This window comes from Streptomyces sp. NPDC021212 (assembly GCF_044332925.1).
GTDB lineage: Bacteria > Actinomycetota > Actinomycetes > Streptomycetales > Streptomycetaceae > Streptomyces.
On record NZ_JBIRPZ010000001.1, the window covers coordinates 111,885 to 129,768 of the forward strand.

Here is a 17,884-nt window from a genome sequence, read left to right on the forward strand (position 1 = left end):
GCGACGATGCGGTCATGGCCGACGTCATGCAACGCATCCTCGCTCTGCTGGGCGTGCTGCAATCGGGCAAGACGTTCACGGGTGAGGAGCTGGCGGCCCGGCTGGACGTCCCCCCGCGCACCCTGCGGCGCGACATCAATCGGCTCCGCGGCTACGGATACCCGGTCGAGACGCAGCCGGGCCCGGGCGGCTACTACCGGCTCACGGCCGGGCGGACCATGCCCCCGCTGCTGCTCGACGACGACGAGGCCATCGCGACCCTCCTGGGCCTGGCCGCCCTCGGTGCGACCGGCAATGCGCGCGAGGGCAGCGTCGACGACGCGGCGATCCGCGCCTACGGCAAGGTCGATCAGTACCTGCCCCAACGGCTCCGCCCCCGCGTGGCCGCGCTGCGCACCAGCCTGGAGACGACGCCGACGCCGACGCCGAGCATCAGCGCGGAGACGATGAGCACGCTCGCCGAAGCGATCGCGCACGAGCGCATCGTGACGTTCCAGTACGTCGGCGCGAACGGGACGGCCACCTCGCGCAGGGTCGAGCCCTATCGCCAGATCCACCTGCTCCTGAGGTGGTACCTGCTGGGATGGGACACCGACAAGGAGGACTGGCGCGTGTTCCGCATCGACCGCGTCAGTGAACTCCAGGAACAGAGCAGGACGTTCGCACCGCGCGTGCTGCCCGCGGGGACCGGCGTCGAATACCTCCGCCAGGGCATCAACAGAAACCGGCAGCGTGTGGTGGTGACGATCGACGCCCCGATGACGGAGGTGGCGGACGCGTTCGCGCATGAGGACATCGACCTCACGGTGGCCGCCGGAGGCGGGACCCAGGCCGTCCTCATGCTCGACTCCTGGCAGTGGCTCCTGCCGCGTCTCGCCTTCCTCGACGCCGACTTCCGCGTCGAGGAGCCCGCGGAGTTCCGTGAGGTGTTGCGGCGGTTCGGCGCCCGCCTCGGCCGTGCGTGACCGGCCCGCGGTCCCGGCGGCGCGCGACATCACGAGCCCGACAGTTCGAGGACAACCCGGATGGCGGACTCCAGCGCGTAGTTCATGAACCCGCGATTGGGTTCGTAGGAGCTGTGCTCGCCGGCGAAGTGGATCCGTCCCTCCGGGCGCCGTGCGTGCTCCATCAACGTGTGGTGGCCCAGCTCCGGGAGCACGTACGCGCCCCCTACGTACCGCTCGTTGTCCCAGGGGATGTCCGCAAAGTCGTGCGGTCGAGGAGGTTCCATGGATCGGGTAGGGCTTAGGGAAGCGATCAAAGCGGCGTACGAGGAACTGCACGCGGCGGTCACGGGAGATCCCCCTGCCTGGAGGGCGGCTGCGCGCGGAGGACGGGACGTACTGGACAGGGTTGGCGGTGACAGGGCCTGTCCTCTCATTCCCCATGGGGGTGGTCGTGACAGTGAACTCACAGACACAGCAGAAAGCGGCAGCGGCGCCGAAGAAGCATCTGCCCGCTGATCGGGCCGTCACCGTCGGCTCCGGTGACGGAACGCCTGCGCGGTCGAGGTGCCATGCCAATGTCCGGCACGAGCCTTGCCGCTCTTCCGGTCGGGGCAGTACGCTCGCCGCAGAATTGAAGTTAGTTCAATCTCCGTCTTTCGCGTGCGATCCGGCGTGAGGGTCGCCGTGGGACGAGAGCCCGCAGCGAGGCATCTACGACGGCCGCTCTTCGGCCGCGACGTCAATAGTGAGACCGTCGCCTCGCCCGACGAGGCGACGCTGTCCAGCGTGTGGATGGAGGTGGGGCACCCTGACGCCGACAGTGGAAGCCGACTGGGTGGTCGTCGGTGGCGGCAGCGCCGGGAGCGTGCTGGCGGCGCGTCTGAGCGAGGATCCGGCCAGCGAGGTCGTGCTGCTGGAGGCCGGGCGCGACTGGCGGTCCGCTGACGCCCCGCCGCAGTTGCGCAGTATGAACGGCTGGCGAGCGTTGGACGAGACGGCCTGCGCGGAGTTCCAGTGGCCAGGTCTTACGTCACGGCGCAGCCGCGCCCAGGCGCCGCGGCCGCACGTGCGCGGACGGGGCCTCGGCGGTTCGTCGTCGGTCAACGGCATGATCGCCTTACGGGCCATGCCGGACGACTACGACCGGTGGGCGGCGTACGGCTGTCCCGGCTGGTCGTACGCGGACATGGTGCCGTACCTGCGGCGCATGGAGAGCGACGCGGACTTCGGCGATCGCCCTCACCACGGCGAACACGGACCCATACCGGTCCAGCGGCTCGGCCGCGAGGCCTGGGGCCCCGCCGACCACGCGCTCGCCGAGGCCGCGCTGGGACGTGGCCACGCCTGGTGCGACGACCACAACGGGCCGACGGGTACCGGCGTCTCGCCGTACGCCATCAGCTCCCGCGACGGTGCGCGGGTCACGACCAACGACGGATACCTCGAGCCGGCCCGACAGCGCCCCAATCTGCGGGTGTTCGGCTGGGCGACGGTGGACACGGTGCTCATCGAGGGCGGCAGGGCCGTTGGGGTGCGGCTGCGCCGGGGGGACGACTGGACGGAAGTCCGTGCCCAGAACGTCGTCCTGTGCGCCGGAGCGGTGCACTCTCCGGCGATCCTGCTGCGGTCCGGCATCGGGCCGGACGGCCCGGTGGCGGCGCTCCCGGTCGGTGAGGGGATGCAGGAACATCCCCTGGCGCTGTTCTGGCTGTACGCGCGGCCCGGAGAGGAGCCCGACATCAACGCCCGGCATGCCAACTGCTGTCTGCGCTACTCCTCGGGACTGGCGGGAGCGGGTGAGAACGACATGATGATCACCTCGATCAACCAGACGCTCGCGCTGCCGAACCCCGGCGACTCCCATCTCGTCGCGGACGGCACCGGCGGAACCTGGGGTGGCGCAGGCGGCGGCCACGCCGCGGGCGGCCCTGGCCTGCTCTGTCTGTGGGCGAACCAGCAGTTCTCGCGCGGCGTGCTGCGCCTGGCCTCCGCGGACCCCGACGCGCATCCCGTGATGGACCAGGATCTGCTGAGCCACCCCGCGGACCTCGTCCGGATGCGTGACGGCGTCAAGCACTGCGTGGAGTTGCTGCGCAGCGGACCGTTCGACACCGCCTTCGAACACATCGCCATCGACGTCGCCGGCCGGGGCCTCGACACGCTGTCCGACGACGCGACGATCGACCGCTGGCTGATGGAGACCGTCGGCGACACCGGCCACATCTGCGGAACCTGCCGCATGGGCGCGCCCGACGACCCGTGTGCGGTGGTCGATCCATCCGGCCGCGTCCTCGGCGTCGACGGGCTCTGGGTTGCCGACGCCTCCGTGTTCCCGGAGGTGCCGCGGGCCAACACGAACCTGCCGACCATCGCCGCCGCGGAGCGGCTGTCGGACCTCATCCGCGGACGCCTCGCCGGCCCCCTCGCAAGCGAGAGCGCCGTCACCCCGGCATAGCCACGATCATGACCGATGCCGGAGGGCCCATGGCGTCGACGCTGTGGAACCGGCTGGTCGCCACGGCCCACGCCGGCGGTTTCGTACGGGACGGGCTGCCGGTCGGCGGCGACGCCTAGTACTGGGGCCGTCTGGTGGCCGGTGGCGCGGCGCTGCTGGTCTGCGGCGGTACGACGGTGGCGCCGGAGTCCGCGCCGCGGCAGGGGACCCATCGCCCGGAGGCGGTGCGTCCGCTGCGGGAGCGGTCGGGCACCTGTGAGCGTGAAATCCTGCCGCTGACCACGGCGAGTGGCATCGGCCCCGAGGGCGTCACCGTCGCTCACCGCACCTCCGGACGGATCGCCACCGTGCCCGCGGACCGGGTCGTCGTGGTGGGGGAGCGCCGCCCGCGCGGCGCCCCGGACTGCACCGCCCCCCTGGTGCTGACGGTTGGCGACGCCGTGGTTCCGCGACGTGTGGCGCACGCGATCGCCGAGGGGTGGGGAGGCCGCCGTCAGAATCGCCACCGCTGTTCGACACCGTATGCCGCACGGATGCGCTTGACCATTGCGCTCGCCAAATCGAACTGATATTGGTTCAATGTGGTCCTCCTCCGCGCGCCAACGATGACAGTGAGAAGGTCGTGAATTCCGGAGCGATGTTGATGAACACTGGACGGGAGATCCGGGTCAGGACGTATCCGGTCGGCAGCGTCAGCCCGGACGACTTCGAGGTGGTCGAGGTCCCTGTGTCCCGGCCCGGGCCGGGACAGGTGCTCGTACGCAACACGTGGACATCGGTGGACCCCGGCCTGCGGCTGCGGCTACGTCCCGACGCGCCCTCCGGCTATTTCGCCGCCTTCCCACTCGGCCGAGCCATGGACGGCATCATGACCGTGGGGGAGGTGGTGGAATCCCGGGCCGAGGGCTTCGCCCCGGGTGATGCCGTGTGGCACGCCCAGGGCTGGCGCGAGTACGCCGTCGTGGACGCGGGGGCCGAGCAGCTCGGCGGACTCGGCACCCTGACACGCCTGGACGTCGAGGAATGCGAGCCGCAGTGGTATCTCGGCCCGCTGGGCGGTATGGGTTTGACGGCCTATGCCGGTCTGCACGTCGTTGACGCGCTACGAGGTGGGGAAACGGTCTGGGTCTCCGCTGCCGCGGGGGCGGTGGGCAGCCTGGCCGTGCAGATCGCACGGCTCATGGGCAACCAGGTAGTGGCCAGCGCGGGCACCGACGACAAGGTCGAATGGCTCCGCGACCGCTTGGGTGTCGACGCCTTCAACTACCGGGTGGGGAACCTCGAGGCCCGGCTGGGCGACATCGCGCCCGACGGAATCGACGTCTATTTCGACTCCGTCGGAGGGGCCCACCTTGAGGCCGCGCTGTCGCATCTGAGGAGGGGCGGGCGCGTAGCGATGTGTGGCTCGATCTCGGAGTACGAATCCGGCTCGGCCGGGCCGCGGAACCTCTTCCTCGCGGTGTCCAAGGACCTGACCCTTCGTGGCTTCCGCGGGAGCAGCAACCTGCATCTCATGACGCAGATGCGACGCCGGATGACTGGGTGGCTCAAGCGCGGCGAGCTGGATTATCGCGAGACCGTTTTCGCGGGCCTGGAGTCGGCTCCGCACGCGCTGACGGAGATGATCGCCGGCCGAACGACCGGAAAGACGCTCGTCAGCCTCGGCTGACTCGATGATCGAGGTGTGCTGTGCCAACGGTGGATGACCGCATCAGGGAGAAGGTCGTGTGTGTGACCGGCGCTACCGGGGGACTGGGCACGGCCGCGGCCGTCAGACTCGCGGAGGAGGGCGCCCACCTGGTGCTCACCGACCTCGACGAGCAGGCGTGCAGCGCCCTCGCCGCCGAATTGGACGGCACGCCGGGACGGCATGTGACGGCGCGGCTCGACGTGGCCGAGGAGTCCCAGTGGATCGACGTGGCGAGCTTTATCCGGGGTGAGTACGGACGGCTGCACGGGCTGGTCAACAACGCTGCCATCGGCAGCATCGCCACGGTCGAGGACGAGACGATCGAGCGCTGGGAGGCGGTCATGTCGATCGGTTCCACCGGAGTGTGGCTCGGTATGAAGCACCTCGGCCCGCTCATCGCCTCTTCGGGAGGCGGGTCGATCGTCAACGTGTCCTCGATCCTCGGCACGGTGGGCGGCATGGGGAACAGCGCGGCCTATCACGCGGCGAAGGGGGCCGTTCGCACGCTCACCAAGAACGCGGCGCTGCATTGGGCGGACTCCGGAGTTCGCGTCAACTCCCTGCACCCTGGCTTCATCGGGACCCGGCAGTTGCTCGAGAGGTACGAGGGCACGGCCCGCCACGAAGCCATGCTGGCCGGCACTCCGATCGGAAGGCTGGGCCGTGGGGAGGAGATCGCAGCCGTCGTCGCATTCCTGGTCAGCGACGATTCCACCTTCATGACCGGCTCGGAGGTCTACGCGGACGGCGGATACACCGCGCGGTGAGAAGGACGCGGTGGCGGGCGGGCCCGTTTGGGACCGCGTAGCGCTCGGTCCTTCGCGATCCTGTCCACAATTCGGGCCGGCGGGAGCCGGCGCACATAGGAGTCGCCGAGGTCGCCCGTCAGTGCCTGTTCCTAATCCGGCTTGGTGGGCAGCCGCGGGCTCTACGCTGGCGTGGTGTCCGAGGACGCGGGGCGGGCCGAGGGGCGGGTGTGCGGTGGCCGTGGTGAACGGTTGCGGCCGGACGCGCGACCCGGCGCCGTGTACTGCTCGGCGGCATGTCGTTCCAGGCAGTGGCGTCGGGCCCGTCGGCTGCGCAAGCGGGTGGTGGCGGAACTCAGCGACGAGGGCAGGGCGGAGTGCCCGGTCTGCGGGGTGAGTTGGGTGGTGGGGGTGGACAGGCGGTCGGACGCCGTCTACTGCTCGCGGCGGTGTGTGACGAGGGCCTGGAGGGCTCGGAAGGAAGTGTTCGGCGAACGGTCACGGTGACCGCAGCGCGAACGCATCTGAATCGCTCGTTCTGTCAGATTTCGGTCCCTTCCGGCCGTTCGTTGTGATCATAGGATTTTTGGTCTGACTCTCGGGGTTCGAGAGGCGGTCCGTGTCTCGTCACGGTCAACGGCCGTGCCCGGCCCGCGGGTTGGTGGTGAGAACCATGTCCGAAGAGATCGAGATAGCCGGGGACAAGGTCGGCAGAGTCAGCGCGAGCCGGTACGCGCAGATCGTGGCCGAGCTGCGCGAGCTGGTGCAGACGGCCAGCCGGATCCAGTTCACGATCGGCGACTACGCGCTGGAAGTCGGGCCGATGCGCGAGCACGGCGGCCAGGAGCGCAGCGAGGAGCTGTTCACGGTCAAGGACTCGCTGTTCCGTCTGGCCGAGGACATCGGGGTGTCGTACTCGTCGGTGAAGGACGCCCGGTGGACCGCGTCGAAGTGGCCGAAGGAGCGCCGGGTGGCGGAGGTCTCGTTCACGGTCCACAAGATCTTTGCGTCCATCAACGACGACCAGGAGCGCTTCGAGACGATCCTCAACCCGCCCCAGCGCACCTCCCGGTGGACGCCGGACGAGGCCAAGCGCCGGACCGGACGGCAGGTCACCAAGCCGGTAACCCCGCAGGAGAAGGTCAGCGCCATCCACACGCTCGCCCAGGACGAACAGGTCGCGGCGACGGTGACGGGAGACCTGCTGCGGCGCCCTGCGGTGGTCGCGCAGGTCAAGCCGGAGGAGAAGGTCCGCGTAAAGACCTGGCCTGCGACGGTCCTTGGCCTGATAGCCGTTTGATGAGCGGCCCCACGCGGCTTGACATGCCGCATTAGGGATCAATGTCAGGCCGGGTTGTCCGTCGTTTCCGTCCGGTCAGGATGGAAGATTTCCTCGATGGTCAGTCCGAAGACGTCGGCGATAGTGAACGCCAGAGGCAGGCTGGGGTCGTATCGCTCGGTTTCGATGGCGTTGATGGCCTGCCGGGAGACGTGGCACCGGTCGGCCAGGTCGGCCTGGCTCCACCGGCGAGCTGCACGCAGTTCGCGTAGTCGATTCTTCACGATGCGCCGTCACCGGTGCAGGCGGGTGCGCAGGTCCGCGATCGTCAGCCAGAGACCCACGCCGCCGAGGAGGATCCCCTCTGCTACCTGGTGCAGCTGGATGATGCCAGCGGCATCGAGCAGGGTTGCCACTTGCAGTCCTACGAGGACTGCGGCGAACGCGATGGCCATGCTCTCCAACTGAATCCTGCGCAGGTATTCGTCCGCGCGCCGGAATGCCCGCCACAGCACCCAGACGATTGCGAGGGTGAAGACGGCGGTGGTCGCGATCCACCAGGCCTTCTGGCCGGTGCTCGGGTCGGGGGTACTGCCCAGCGCGAGGGCTATCACGCCCAACGTGGACACGGGTATGCCGTCGACGAGCACAGCACGGCGGGCCGCACGCGTCATCTGGTCCTGCTGCACCTGGTCTGTCATGCGATGAATGTAATGTGTCCCTTCCATCGAGTCAAGCAAACTTGACTCGATGGAAGGGGCACATTACACAGCAACCCCGGCCCAGACCCGGAGGATCCCGACTCCTCCCAGTGACCGGGTCACGGTTGAACCAGCCGTCCAACCCTCGGCGCCCAGGTTCAGGAACAGGCACTCAGGATGCCGCCGAGCCAGGACAGGTACTGGTGCGGCAGTGAGGCGTCCAGGCCGAACTGTCCGCGTACCGCGGCGACGGTCTCCGGTGACGCGTCCGGTCCCGCCGCGAGGACCCCCGGGTCGCCGGGTGCCAGATGGAGGACGCCGAACACCACGATCGAGGCGATGGCGAGGACGATGACGCCCATCAGGAGACTGAGCCGCACCCGCACCCCGTGGGGGAGGTTACAGTCGGCGGCCAGGCGGCGCAGGAGCCGCACCAGGTTCGGCAGCAGCCGGACCTCCTCGGTGAGCAGGGCTCCCTTGGGGCGGATCAGCACCAGGGCGATCAGCAGGATCAGCCACGCGGCGAGCAGGCCCACACCGAACGCGATCAGTATGTCCCACCACATGCGATGCTCCGCTTCATTCGACGGCGCGCAGCTTCGCCAAGGCCGGCAGCGTTCCCGGGTCCCCCCTGCGGGGTGTGTTCCGGATACATCTCCCCTGGGGCTCGGTGAGGGGACTTTCCCGAGGCTCCTCTCACGCTGCGGTCCGCCCGATGGGGGGCTCCTTGGTGAGGAGGGGGCTGGTCTCGCTGATGAGTTCGTCGGGGGCGTGGTGTTGCTCGGTGGGTCGTGCTCGGCGGGCCCGTGCGTTGATCACAGCGGCGGCGACGACGGCGGACAGCGCGGAGACGGCGCCGCCGAGGATGAGGCTGTAGCGGGCGCCGAGGGTGTCGGAGACCAGGCCGACCAGGGGCGCCCCGAGGGGTGTTCCGCCGAGGAGGACGAGGAGGTAGACGGACAGGATGCGGCCCCGGAGGGCGGGGTCGGCGTGGAGTTGGGTCATGGCGTTGGCGGTGGTCGTCACGGTCACCGAGGCGAGGCCGGTGGGGATGAGGAGGGCCAGGAAGGTGGCGTAGTCGGGCATGAGTCCGACGGCTGCTTCCAGGAGGCCGAAGACGACGGTGGACATCACCAGGCGGTGGGCGGTGGGTGGTCTGCGTCGGCCCGCGCCCTGGAGCGCGCCGATCAGGCTGCCCACGGCGTAGGCGGCGGACAGGTAACCGTAGGCGGCGGCACCGGAGTTGAAGACGGTGATGGCGACCAGGGAGATGGTGACCTGGAAGTTCAGCCCGAAGGTGCCGACGAAGGCGACGACAGTGATCGGCAGCAGCAGGTCGGGGGTGGCTCTGATGGCGCGGAAGGCGTCGATCAAGCGGGCGTTGCCGCGTGTGGACTGGCGGGGGGCGTGCAGTTCGTCGGGGCGGATGGTGATCAGCCCGTAGAGCACGGCGAGGTAGGAGGCGGCGTTGGCCAGGAACACCGGTCCGGTTCCGGCGGCGGCGACGGCCAGGCCCGCCACGGCGGGGCCGAGGATGCGGGCGACGTTGAACTGGGCGGAGTTCAGGCTGACCGCGTTGGGGAGGTGTTCTTTGGCGACCAGTTCGGAGACGAAGGCGTTGCGGGCCGGGGAGTCCAGGGCGGTCGCCGTGCCCAGGATGAAGGCCAGTGCGTACACGCTGCCCACGTTCACCGCTCCCGTGACGGTCAGGACGCCCAGGAGCAGTGACTGCAGGCCCATGGAGGCCTGTGTGATCAGCAGGAGGCGGCGTTTGGCGAAGCGGTCGGCGATGACGCCGCCGGAGAGTCCGAAGAGGGTCTGGGGCAGGAACTGCAGCGCGGTCAGGATGCCCACCGCGCCGCCGCTGTTTCCGGTGAGCTGGAGGACCAGGAGGTCCTGAGCCGCACGCTGCATCCAGGTGCCGACATTGGAGATGAGCTGTCCGGCCAGATAGCGGCGGAAGTTGCGGGCCCCGAGCGTGGCGATGGCCTCGCTCGGGGCCCGGCGCTTGCCGCCCTTGCGGACACGTCGGTGCTTGCCGCCCCGGTCGGGGGTGGCAAGGGCCTTGCGCAGGGTCCGCACCCTGTCGCTGCCGCGGAGTTGGCGGTCGGTCATGGTCGTCTACGGGTGGGAGGCGGCGGGTACGGGCGCGTGGTCCAGGTGGTGGAAGGCCGGGGCGGGGTGCATGAGGAACCGCTGATGAGAGATGTTCCATGCGTAGGCGCCGGCCATGGCGAACGCGATCCGGTCACCGGTGCGCAGGCGTTCCACCGGGACGCGGTGTGCCAGGACGTCCTTGGGGGTGCACAGCTGTCCGACCAGGGTGACGGGCTCGTCGTGAGCCTCCGGCCGGTCCCAGGCCCGGTTCCACGCATCGACGGGGAGGATCCGGAACGGCTGGTTGTGCTGCTTGGTGGCGGGGGTGCGCAGGTGGTGGGTTCCGCCGCGCAGGACGGCGAACGCCTGGCCGTGGCTGCGCTTGAGGTCGAGGACCTGGGTGACGTACCAGCCGCAGTAGACGGTGACCGAGCGACCGGGTTCGATCCGCACGGTCAACCCGGGGTGGCGGGCCAGGAGCCGCTGCAGCCCGGCGCCGAAGGCCGGCCAGTCGAACTTCTGCTCCGTGCGGGCGTAGTCGACGCCCATGCCGCCACCGATGTTGACCTCGCTCAATGCGAGGCGATGGGCGTGTGCCCAGTCGCGGGCCCAGGCCAGGACGTCGTCGGCCAGAGCGAGGTGGGCGGTGGCGTCCAGGCCGCTGGCGAGGTGGACATGGACGCCGCGCAGCCGGATCCGGCGGTCGGCGGCGATGATCGCCAGGCACCTGTCGAGGTCGGCCGGGTCCAGGCCGAAGGGGCTGGGCTGTCCTCCCATGGCGAGCGCCACCGGGCCGAGGGCGAGGGGCAGGTTGACGCGCAGCAGGATGTCCACGGTGCGGTCCCCCAGCAGGGTGGTGAGCAGGCGCAGCTCCTGTTCGCTTTCGACGTGCAGGCGTTCCACACCCGCGTCGAGGGCCCCCGCGAGTTCACGGGGTGTCTTGCCGGGGCCGCCGAACGCGATCGGTGTGCCGGGGAAGTGTCCGCGGATGTGGTGCAGTTCTCCGCCGGAGGCGACTTCGAAGCCGTCGACGTGTTCGCTCAGCGCGCTCAGCAGCTCGGGGTCGGAGTTGGCCTTGGCCGCGTACAGCAGTTCCACGCGCTCGGGCAGGGCGGCGCGGAGGGCGCGGGTGTGTTCGTGCAAGGCGTGGAGATCGTAGACGTAGGCGGGCAGATCCTCGTCGGCCAGACCGTCGATGTGGCGCTCGACTTCGTCCCTCATCGGGTCACCTCCGCAGGTGCGTCGCCGGTCGCCTTGCGAGGGAAGTCGGCGCCGAGCGGGCTGGGCAGGGGGACGTAGCCGGCGTGCCGGTCCGCCTGGCGGGACCAGCGCAGCAGGAGGTTGGCCTTGGCGGGCAGCGGTACGCCCGAGAGCAGGGCGCGCAGCCGTGGCGGGTCGCCCGCGGAGCGCGCGTACGTTTCGAGGTGGTCGTGGACCAGCCCCCACAGGGCGGGTTCCAGGGTGGGGTCGGTGTCGGCGAGGGCGGCGAGGACCTCGGCGGTGTGGTTGACCAGCAGGCAGTAGGCGACGCGGTTCCAGCCCTGTTCTGCGTCGTAGGTGAGCGGGCCGCGGACGTTCTCGGGCAGGGCGGCGAGCGCGTCGCGGTGGTGGTCGGGAAGGAGCTTGGTGCCTTCGAGGTCGCGGAAGAGCATCTGGGCCGGGGTGCCGTCGTCGCGGACACCGACGACGACGTTCTGCAGGTGCGGTTCCAGGACGACGCCGTGGGTGAAGTAGGCGGTCAGCACGGGCGGGAGCAGCAGGCCGAGGTAGGCGTCCCACCAGGCGAGGGCGTCGCCGTCGCCGCGGGCGAGCAGGTGGGAGACGTGGGCGGCGCTGGTGGGGTGTTCGTCCGCGACGGCGGCGGCGAGCAGCGGGGTCACGCCGGGCCCGAGGTGGCCGCGCAAGCCGTTCCGTACGATGACGCCGAAGCCCTCCAGCAGGTCGGTGTCGTCGCCGAGGGCGAGGGTGCGGTAGCCGGGCTCGGCGAGCAGCGCGCACCCCGGATGGTCGTCGCCGATCCGGTGGAAGAGCGGCCCCAGCAGGTGGTTGAGGGCGACGGCACCGGACAGCTCGTAGTCGGCGTTCTTGCGCACGCAGTTGGTCAGGCGTACGTTCAGGCTGAACTTCAGGAACGTGTCGGCCTCGGGCTGGTACAGGGTGCGCACGGATGCGGTGGGCGCGAAGTGGGGGCCGGTGATGCCGGTGTCGACGATGTCCCCGGCGGCGATCGCCGCACGCAGCCCGGGGTGGCCGCTCAGCATCCGGTACTGCCAGGGGTGCACGGGAAGGGTGACGAAGCCGGGGCGGTCCGACGGCTGGTGCAGCGCGTCCAGCTGCCGCAGATCGCCTTCTTCGCGTACGAGGTGGCGGCGGACGGCCAGGTGGCGCAGCGGGAAACGGGTGCCGGTCTCCGGGCCGTACTCCAGCCAGTCCTCCGGCGCGCCGGTGCGGGCCTTGGGCGTGGGGTGGAAGCGGTGGCCGTGGACCAGGGACTGTTCCGACTCCAGGTACAGGTCCGCCGACGGGGTCCGGCCGGCGCGCTGCTCCAGCACGGTGCGGATGGTCTCGCGGCTGTCGGTGACCTGGGCCAGGAACTCCTCGTTGGCGATGCCGGTGCGCAGCTCCAGCTCGTCCTGGATGTACCCGGCCAGCTCCCGCCAGCTCACGGTGGTCCAGGTGGCGCCGTCGTACCGCTGGACCGGACCGGTGAACCGGTGCGCTCCGATCAGCGAGACGCGGCGCAACGGGACACGCAACAGGATGTCGCGGCGGGGCAGCCGCAGCAGCAGGGTGTCCTCGGCGACCGTGACCTGGCGTTCGGGAGCGGACACCTCGCGGATGAGGCAGTTGAGCAGGGTGTGCGCGGTGACCTCGTCCGCGGCCAGGGCATGACTGCCGGTCGGCGCGGCGGAGGTGGTGGTACTGGGGGCGGGCATGTGGTGCGGCTCCAGTGCGTGCGTGGGGGCGAGGGGGCGTTCGGGGATCACGGGGGTCAGCGGTGGCGGGCCATCGGGTTGGGGACGGGGATCCACCGCGCCGTGCCGGGGTTGTCGGCCAGCCGCATGGCGATCGTCGCCTTCAGCGGCAGCGTGGCGCCGAAGAACACCGCTGCATCGCCGGCGCTGTCGGGCAGCTCGCCGTACACTCGGCGTCCTACGGCGGCCACCGCCGCCCACAGCTCCTCGGGGTCGGCGCCGCGGGTGCGGGACAGGACCTCGACCAGTTCGCTGAAGACCCCGCTGAGCAAGCCGCCGAACAGCTTCGTGCACAGGGCGTTCTCGTCGTCTCCGGCGCGGCTGCCGGCCAGCGGGGGCAGGGTGAAACCGTGTGCGTTCAGCCTGCCGGGGTGGATCCGCACCCCGTCCAGGTCGCGGTAGAGCACCCGTACGGGCCGCCCGTCCCGCAGGGCGACGAGGGTGTTCTGGCCATGGGCCTCCAGCGCCACGCCCATGGACAGCAGCGTGAGGGCCGGGGGAAGGACGAGACCTGCGAAGTCCGCCAGCCAGCGCACCGGGTCCCCCGCCACGACGGTGGCCCCGGTGGCGTGTACGGCGGTGAGCGGTACGGCGATCTCTCCGGGCCCGAGGTGGCGTTCGCTTGACTCACGGACCATCGCGGCCAGGCTCGACGACGGCTCGCCCTTCACCCGTACGGTGCCGCCGCCGAGTTCGCGCAGCACGCGCAGGCTCTCGCCGTAGCCGGTCTTGTCCACGACCGCGGAGACCAGCTCGGACAGCGGCGGGCCGTCGGCGACCTCGGCCGGGGAGATGGTGCGCCGGTAGTTGGTGACCTGCACGTCCAGGGCCGTCTTGATGTGACAGCCAGGCAAGGCGTCCTGCGGCGCGAGGGTACGCATGGACAGCAGCGGTCGGGCCGCGATCGTACGGTCCTCCCTCACCGTCAGGTCGGTGTGATGAGCGGCGATATGGTCGCGCTGCCAGGGGTGGAGCGGCATCAGGAACGTGTCGCCATCGCGCAGCTCCTGCGGCCAGTCCCCGGTGCCCTGCCAGCGGTGCGCGGGGACCGCGAGCAGGGCCAGCTCGACCGTCGGGTGGTGTTCGGGCGCGTAGGCGAGCACGTCGGCGACGGACAGACCGGTGCGGGTACGGCAGCACGGGTGCTGCGGATGGCCGTCGACCACGGCCTGCTCGGCGTCGGCGGAGTCCCGGATGGCCCGCGTGGTGGTGTCGGCGTTCGCGGCGCGGGCGAGGGCGAGGTTGACCACGCTGTTGTCGAGTTCGGCGGCCAGCCGCTCCACGGATGCGGAGTGTCGCCCCAGCGCCCGGAGGAGAGGGGCCGGTTCGGTGATCGGCCCCTCGGGACCGGTCACGGCGAAGTTCTCGGGCACGGTGGCGAACCGGTCGGCGACGGATGACGGGGCGGTGAGCCGGGTTCCGTTCTCCAGGGTGATGACCAGGTTTTCCGCCTCGTGCCGCCGGTCGGTGATACCCGGAATGGGTTCGCGGGAGAAGGCTCCCCATAGTCGGCCGAGCACCGTCGCCCGCGCGCCCGGTAGGTGAACGGTGAACGGCTGGATCAGGTCAGGGCGGATCCGGCGTAGTTCGTCGATCGTTGCTTTCGGCATGGGTGCACCGTCCGAGCAGAGGAGATAGGGAGGGAGCCGGAGAAACCGTTGTGGCCGACGTCGTGCATGCGCCGGTAAAGACCGGGGAATTCCGGTGAGGGGCCTCTTGCCTTTCACGAGCCGCATACGCACCCCGAAGGTTTCCCGTGCTGTCATCGACGCTACGGGAGGCGGGGTAAGCGCCGTCCCAGCGCACACACAGCGGCGAAGCAAGAACCATCAAGCGTTTTCGCCGTTGTGCCGACGGGGACGGAAGGCCGGTGCACCGGCGCCGGGCTGGGTCAGGGCTGCTGACGCCCCTGTCGACCGTCCGCCGCCCGTTGGACGAGTAAACGAACCCGTCGGTAGGCGCTGGAGATTCTTATCAAAGCCCTTACTCCACGCTGTCACAACGCTGGATATGCGCTGTAACACCCGGTTCTAAGGTTTTGGCATCAGCAGACACCGCACTGCGGCGGTCAACTCGCCGATCGGCAACGACCGCATACCTTCCCCTGGAGGACCTGATGAACGCCAAGATCCGTGCGCTTGCCGCTGTCCCCGCCGTCGTCCTGATGTTCTCGCTCGCCGCCTGCAGTGGCTCGGACTCCAAGGATGACGCGAAGGACACGGCGGCCACTGCCTCCGCCCCGGCCGAGGGTGGCGCGGCCGCCGAGGGTGGCGCGGCCGGTGGCGAAGCCGGCGGCGACGAAGCCGGCGAGAAGAAGGAGCCGCCGCTGACCGGCGCCATCAAGGAAAAGGCCGAGAAGGCGGCCGTTGCCGCGCACCCCGGCACGGTCCTGAAGTCGGAGGAGGACCAGGAGAACCCCGGCCTCTACGCGGTCGAGGTGAAGAAGTCCGACGGTACGGAGATAGAGGTCTATCTCGACAAGAGCTTCAAGGTCGTCAAGACCAAGGAGGAGGGCACCGAGGAAAACGAGGGCTGAGCGCCCGGGAAATCTCGCGGGCCGTCGGCCGACAGCCAAGGCTGATCCGGGCGACGGCCCCGCCCTGCCGTGCCCTGCCGTGCCCTGGAAAAGCCTCCGTATGGCTGATATCGACTCGTGAGAGGTTCCGGTGATTTCGCCACCAGGAAGACCTGAAGTCTGTGAACCTGTCGACATGCATGTCTTGCTCATCGAGGACGACGACCGAGTGGCCGGACCGGTGGTGGAAGGGCTGAACCGTTTCGGGTTCACCGTGGACCACGCCCGTACCGGCGCCGACGGCCTGGCCGCCGACCCATCGGAAATGGTGCTGCTGGACCTGGGGCTGCCCGACATGGACGGCATCGACGTCTGCCGGGCCATCAGACTCCGCTCCCACGTCCCCATCATCATGATCACCGCCAGGAGCGACGAAGTCGACCGAGTCCTCGGCCTCGAACTCGGCGCGGACGACTACCTCTCAAAGCCCTTCGGCGTGAGAGAGCTGGTCGCCCGCATCCGAGCCGTCACCCGACGCGCCCGGCCCACCGCCCTCGAAGCCGACCCGGAAGCACCAGGTGCCGCGGACGCCCCCGGGACGGGCGAGGCCCAGGACCTGGGCCCGCTGACCGTCGACCGCCGAGCCCGCCAAGTGACCCTCCACCAGGCACCGGTCGCCCTGGCGCCCAAGGAGTTCGACCTGCTGGCCTACCTCGCCCAGGACCCCGGCGCCGTCTGCTCCCGCCAGCAGATCCTCGACACCGTATGGGAGCCCAACTACTTCGGCCCCACCAAAACCCTCGATGTCCATGTCGCCGCGCTGCGCCGCAAACTGGGCAACTCTTCCTGGATCGAGAACATCCGCGGCATCGGCTACCGCCTCACCCCGCCCCCGGAAGCGTCCGGTTCCAGCACCGCCGAGCACCAGGGAAGCGCCCCATGACGCGCCGCCTTCTCCTGAGCTACCTCAGCCTCATACTGCTGGTCCTGCTCTGCCTCGAAGTGCCGTTCGGCTACGTGTACGCCCGCGGGGAGATGTCGAGGTTCGCGGGCACCGGCCAGCAGGGCGCGGTGATGCTCGCCGAGGTCCTGGAGGAGAAGGTCGAGGAGAAGGCAGACGCCGACGTGCCGCGGGTGGCGGCCGGTTTCGCCCGCCGCACCGGCAGCCACGTGATCGTCACCGACCGCGTCGGGAGGGTGCTGACGGACTCCCGCAACACCGTCGCCACGGGCACGGACCTCTCCGCCGAGCCCGACATCGCCACCGCCTTGCGCAACCGATCCACCACAGGCACCCGGCAGGACGCGGTCCTGGGCGGCGAAACGTTCGTCGCCACCATGCCGGGCAGCTCCGGCACCACCGTCCGCTGCGTCGTACGCGTCACCTACCCCCTGGGCGGGCTGACCGAGAAGACCCGTGACGCCTGGCTGGTGCTGGCCGCCGTCGGCATCGGTGTACTGGCAGCTGTCACGTTGATCGCCTTCGGTCTCGCCCGCTGGATCACCCGCCCGGTCCGGGCCCTGGAACGCGCCACCACCCAGCTCGCGGACGGCACCCTCGAAGATCCCCCCGCCACCGACCTCGGCCCACCCGAACTGCGCCGACTCGCCACCTCCTTCACCCACACCGCCGCCCGCCTCCAGCATCTGCTCCACGCCCAACAGGCCTTCGCCTCCGAAGCCTCCCACCAGCTGAAGACCCCGCTGACCTCCCTGCGCCTGCGACTGGAGAACTTCGAGCCCTACCTCGACCCCCGCGCCCAGGGCAGCCTCGACGAAGCCGTCAGCGAAGTGGAACGCCTCAACCGCATGGTGCAGGGACTGCTCGCCCTCGCCCGGCTGGAGAACTCGGCCACCACCCCCGAGCCCGCCGACCTCGACACCGTAGTCGCCGACCGGGCGGCCATCTGGACCGCCTTCGCCGCCGAAAACCTCGTCGACATCGGCGTCTCCGGCCCCAGCGTCGGCCTGGTGTGGGCGATCCCCGGCGCGCTGGAACAGATCATCGACAACCTGCTCTCCAACGCACTACGGATCTCACCCCCGGGATCCGTCATCACCCTCGCGAAGGTCGCGGCGGGCGAGGACCCCCGCGCCTCGGCGCACGTCGCACTGCACGTGATCGACCAGGGCCCCGGCATGAGCGAGAGCGAACGCCAACGCGCCTTCGACCGCTTCTGGCGCGCCACCGACGCCTACCACGACGGCACCGGACTGGGCCTGCCCATAGTCCAGCAGCTCACCCGCGCCGGCGGCGGCGACGTCACTCTGGACACCGCCCCCGGTGGTGGCCTCGACGCCACCGTCCGCCTCAAACCCGCCGACCCCCACCGCCCACCATCCGCCCGCCGCCCACGCTCCGCCACCCGCGCCCGGCACGGAGCCAGACCACCCGCGCGGACGGGCTGAAGACTTCGGGGCCACGGTCCCCAAGCGCGCCGACCTCTGACGTGGTGAGCGGCCAGTGAGTGGCATCACC

The 17,884-nt window shown here is 70.2% G+C and carries 17 protein-coding genes; 9 read left to right on the top strand and 8 right to left on the bottom strand.

Annotated elements, in window-relative coordinates; translation table 11 throughout:
- Positions 1-14: 14 nt before the first annotated feature.
- Positions 15-965 (top strand): helix-turn-helix transcriptional regulator, encoded by a 951-nt coding sequence (locus tag ACH4SI_RS00565; RefSeq protein ID WP_398290975.1) that lies wholly within the window; start codon positions 15-17, stop codon positions 963-965.
- A gap of 29 nt (positions 966-994) precedes the next feature.
- Here ACH4SI_RS00565 and ACH4SI_RS00570 read toward each other — a convergent pair whose 3' ends face one another.
- Positions 995-1,231, bottom strand: coding sequence for an FAD-dependent oxidoreductase (locus ACH4SI_RS00570; protein ID WP_398290977.1), 237 nt, complete (start codon positions 1,229-1,231; stop codon positions 995-997).
- 536 nt (positions 1,232-1,767) lie between these two features.
- Between ACH4SI_RS00570 and ACH4SI_RS00575 the strand changes: the two genes are divergently transcribed.
- The 5 genes from ACH4SI_RS00575 (at position 1,768) to ACH4SI_RS00595 (ending at position 7,138) form a co-directional block, all read left to right on the top strand.
- On the top strand, positions 1,768-3,402 hold the full coding sequence (locus ACH4SI_RS00575) for a GMC family oxidoreductase (RefSeq protein ID WP_398290980.1): 1,635 nt from the start codon (positions 1,768-1,770) through the stop codon (positions 3,400-3,402).
- Between the two features lie 134 nt (positions 3,403-3,536).
- Complete coding sequence (locus ACH4SI_RS00580; RefSeq protein WP_398290982.1) at positions 3,537-3,971, top strand: hypothetical protein; 435 nt, start codon at positions 3,537-3,539, stop codon at positions 3,969-3,971.
- Between the two features lie 74 nt (positions 3,972-4,045).
- Positions 4,046-5,071 (top strand): NADP-dependent oxidoreductase, encoded by a 1,026-nt coding sequence (locus tag ACH4SI_RS00585; protein WP_398290984.1) that lies wholly within the window; start codon positions 4,046-4,048, stop codon positions 5,069-5,071.
- A 62-nt stretch (positions 5,072-5,133) separates the two neighbouring features.
- Positions 5,134-5,859 (top strand): SDR family NAD(P)-dependent oxidoreductase, encoded by a 726-nt coding sequence (locus tag ACH4SI_RS00590; RefSeq protein ID WP_398290986.1) that lies wholly within the window; start codon positions 5,134-5,136, stop codon positions 5,857-5,859.
- Between the two features lie 652 nt (positions 5,860-6,511).
- The gene (locus tag ACH4SI_RS00595) at positions 6,512-7,138 is read left to right on the top strand and encodes a DUF6192 family protein (protein WP_398290988.1); all 627 of its coding nucleotides are present in this window, start codon (positions 6,512-6,514) and stop codon (positions 7,136-7,138) included.
- A gap of 44 nt (positions 7,139-7,182) precedes the next feature.
- Here ACH4SI_RS00595 and ACH4SI_RS00600 read toward each other — a convergent pair whose 3' ends face one another.
- The 7 genes from ACH4SI_RS00600 to ACH4SI_RS00630 all read right to left on the bottom strand — a co-directional run bounded on the left by ACH4SI_RS00600 (position 7,183) and on the right by ACH4SI_RS00630 (position 14,500).
- Positions 7,183-7,401: a helix-turn-helix transcriptional regulator gene (locus ACH4SI_RS00600; RefSeq protein ID WP_398290990.1), complete on the bottom strand. Its 219-nt coding sequence runs from the start codon at positions 7,399-7,401 to the stop codon at positions 7,183-7,185.
- Positions 7,402-7,410: 9 nt separating this feature from the next.
- Positions 7,411-7,818 carry a hypothetical protein gene (locus ACH4SI_RS00605; protein ID WP_398290992.1) on the bottom strand — a complete coding sequence of 136 codons (408 nt, stop codon included), beginning with the start codon at positions 7,816-7,818 and terminating at the stop codon, positions 7,411-7,413.
- 158 nt (positions 7,819-7,976) lie between these two features.
- Positions 7,977-8,384: a hypothetical protein gene (locus ACH4SI_RS00610; protein ID WP_398290994.1), complete on the bottom strand. Its 408-nt coding sequence runs from the start codon at positions 8,382-8,384 to the stop codon at positions 7,977-7,979.
- Between the two features lie 130 nt (positions 8,385-8,514).
- The gene (locus ACH4SI_RS00615; RefSeq protein WP_398290996.1) at positions 8,515-9,933 is read right to left on the bottom strand and encodes an MFS transporter; all 1,419 of its coding nucleotides are present in this window, start codon (positions 9,931-9,933) and stop codon (positions 8,515-8,517) included.
- Positions 9,934-9,939: 6 nt separating this feature from the next.
- Positions 9,940-11,136 (bottom strand): type III PLP-dependent enzyme, encoded by a 1,197-nt coding sequence (locus tag ACH4SI_RS00620; protein WP_398290998.1) that lies wholly within the window; start codon positions 11,134-11,136, stop codon positions 9,940-9,942.
- Positions 11,133-12,851, bottom strand: coding sequence for an IucA/IucC family protein (locus tag ACH4SI_RS00625; protein ID WP_398291000.1), 1,719 nt, complete (start codon positions 12,849-12,851; stop codon positions 11,133-11,135). Before ACH4SI_RS00625 ends, ACH4SI_RS00620 begins: the two co-directional genes overlap by 4 nt.
- A gap of 56 nt (positions 12,852-12,907) precedes the next feature.
- On the bottom strand, positions 12,908-14,500 hold the full coding sequence (locus tag ACH4SI_RS00630) for an IucA/IucC family protein (protein ID WP_398291002.1): 1,593 nt from the start codon (positions 14,498-14,500) through the stop codon (positions 12,908-12,910).
- 506 nt (positions 14,501-15,006) lie between these two features.
- Here ACH4SI_RS00630 and ACH4SI_RS00635 point away from each other — a divergent pair.
- From ACH4SI_RS00635 to ACH4SI_RS00645, 3 genes are all read left to right on the top strand, one after another.
- Entirely contained in the window at positions 15,007-15,426 is a 420-nt protein-coding gene (locus ACH4SI_RS00635; RefSeq protein ID WP_398291004.1) for a PepSY domain-containing protein, read from the top strand.
- 175 nt (positions 15,427-15,601) lie between these two features.
- Positions 15,602-16,348, top strand: a complete 747-nt coding sequence (locus ACH4SI_RS00640; RefSeq protein ID WP_398291006.1) for a response regulator transcription factor — start codon at positions 15,602-15,604, stop codon at positions 16,346-16,348.
- Entirely contained in the window at positions 16,345-17,814 is a 1,470-nt protein-coding gene (locus ACH4SI_RS00645; RefSeq protein ID WP_398291008.1) for a sensor histidine kinase, read from the top strand. The genes ACH4SI_RS00640 and ACH4SI_RS00645 overlap by 4 nt, the downstream gene beginning before the upstream one ends.
- Positions 17,815-17,884: the final 70 nt, after the last annotated feature.

Bases quoted from the DNA above. Each gene is read 5' to 3' on its own strand.
- ACH4SI_RS00635 (WP_398291004.1), top strand. From the start codon at position 15,007: ATGAACGCCAAGATCCGTGCGCTTGCCGCTGTCCCCGCCGTCGTCCTG.
- ACH4SI_RS00620 (WP_398290998.1), bottom strand. From the start codon at position 11,136: ATGAGGGACGAAGTCGAGCGCCACATCGACGGTCTGGCCGACGAGGAT.
- ACH4SI_RS00585 (WP_398290984.1), top strand. From the start codon at position 4,046: ATGAACACTGGACGGGAGATCCGGGTCAGGACGTATCCGGTCGGCAGC.
- ACH4SI_RS00615 (WP_398290996.1), bottom strand. From the start codon at position 9,933: ATGACCGACCGCCAACTCCGCGGCAGCGACAGGGTGCGGACCCTGCGC.
- ACH4SI_RS00565 (WP_398290975.1), top strand. From the start codon at position 15: ATGGCCGACGTCATGCAACGCATCCTCGCTCTGCTGGGCGTGCTGCAA.
- ACH4SI_RS00625 (WP_398291000.1), bottom strand. From the start codon at position 12,851: ATGCCCGCCCCCAGTACCACCACCTCCGCCGCGCCGACCGGCAGTCAT.
- ACH4SI_RS00640 (WP_398291006.1), top strand. From the start codon at position 15,602: ATGCATGTCTTGCTCATCGAGGACGACGACCGAGTGGCCGGACCGGTG.
- ACH4SI_RS00645 (WP_398291008.1), top strand. From the start codon at position 16,345: ATGACGCGCCGCCTTCTCCTGAGCTACCTCAGCCTCATACTGCTGGTC.
- ACH4SI_RS00605 (WP_398290992.1), bottom strand. From the start codon at position 7,818: ATGACAGACCAGGTGCAGCAGGACCAGATGACGCGTGCGGCCCGCCGT.
- ACH4SI_RS00610 (WP_398290994.1), bottom strand. From the start codon at position 8,384: ATGTGGTGGGACATACTGATCGCGTTCGGTGTGGGCCTGCTCGCCGCG.
- ACH4SI_RS00595 (WP_398290988.1), top strand. From the start codon at position 6,512: ATGTCCGAAGAGATCGAGATAGCCGGGGACAAGGTCGGCAGAGTCAGC.
- ACH4SI_RS00630 (WP_398291002.1), bottom strand. From the start codon at position 14,500: ATGCCGAAAGCAACGATCGACGAACTACGCCGGATCCGCCCTGACCTG.
- ACH4SI_RS00570 (WP_398290977.1), bottom strand. From the start codon at position 1,231: ATGGAACCTCCTCGACCGCACGACTTTGCGGACATCCCCTGGGACAAC.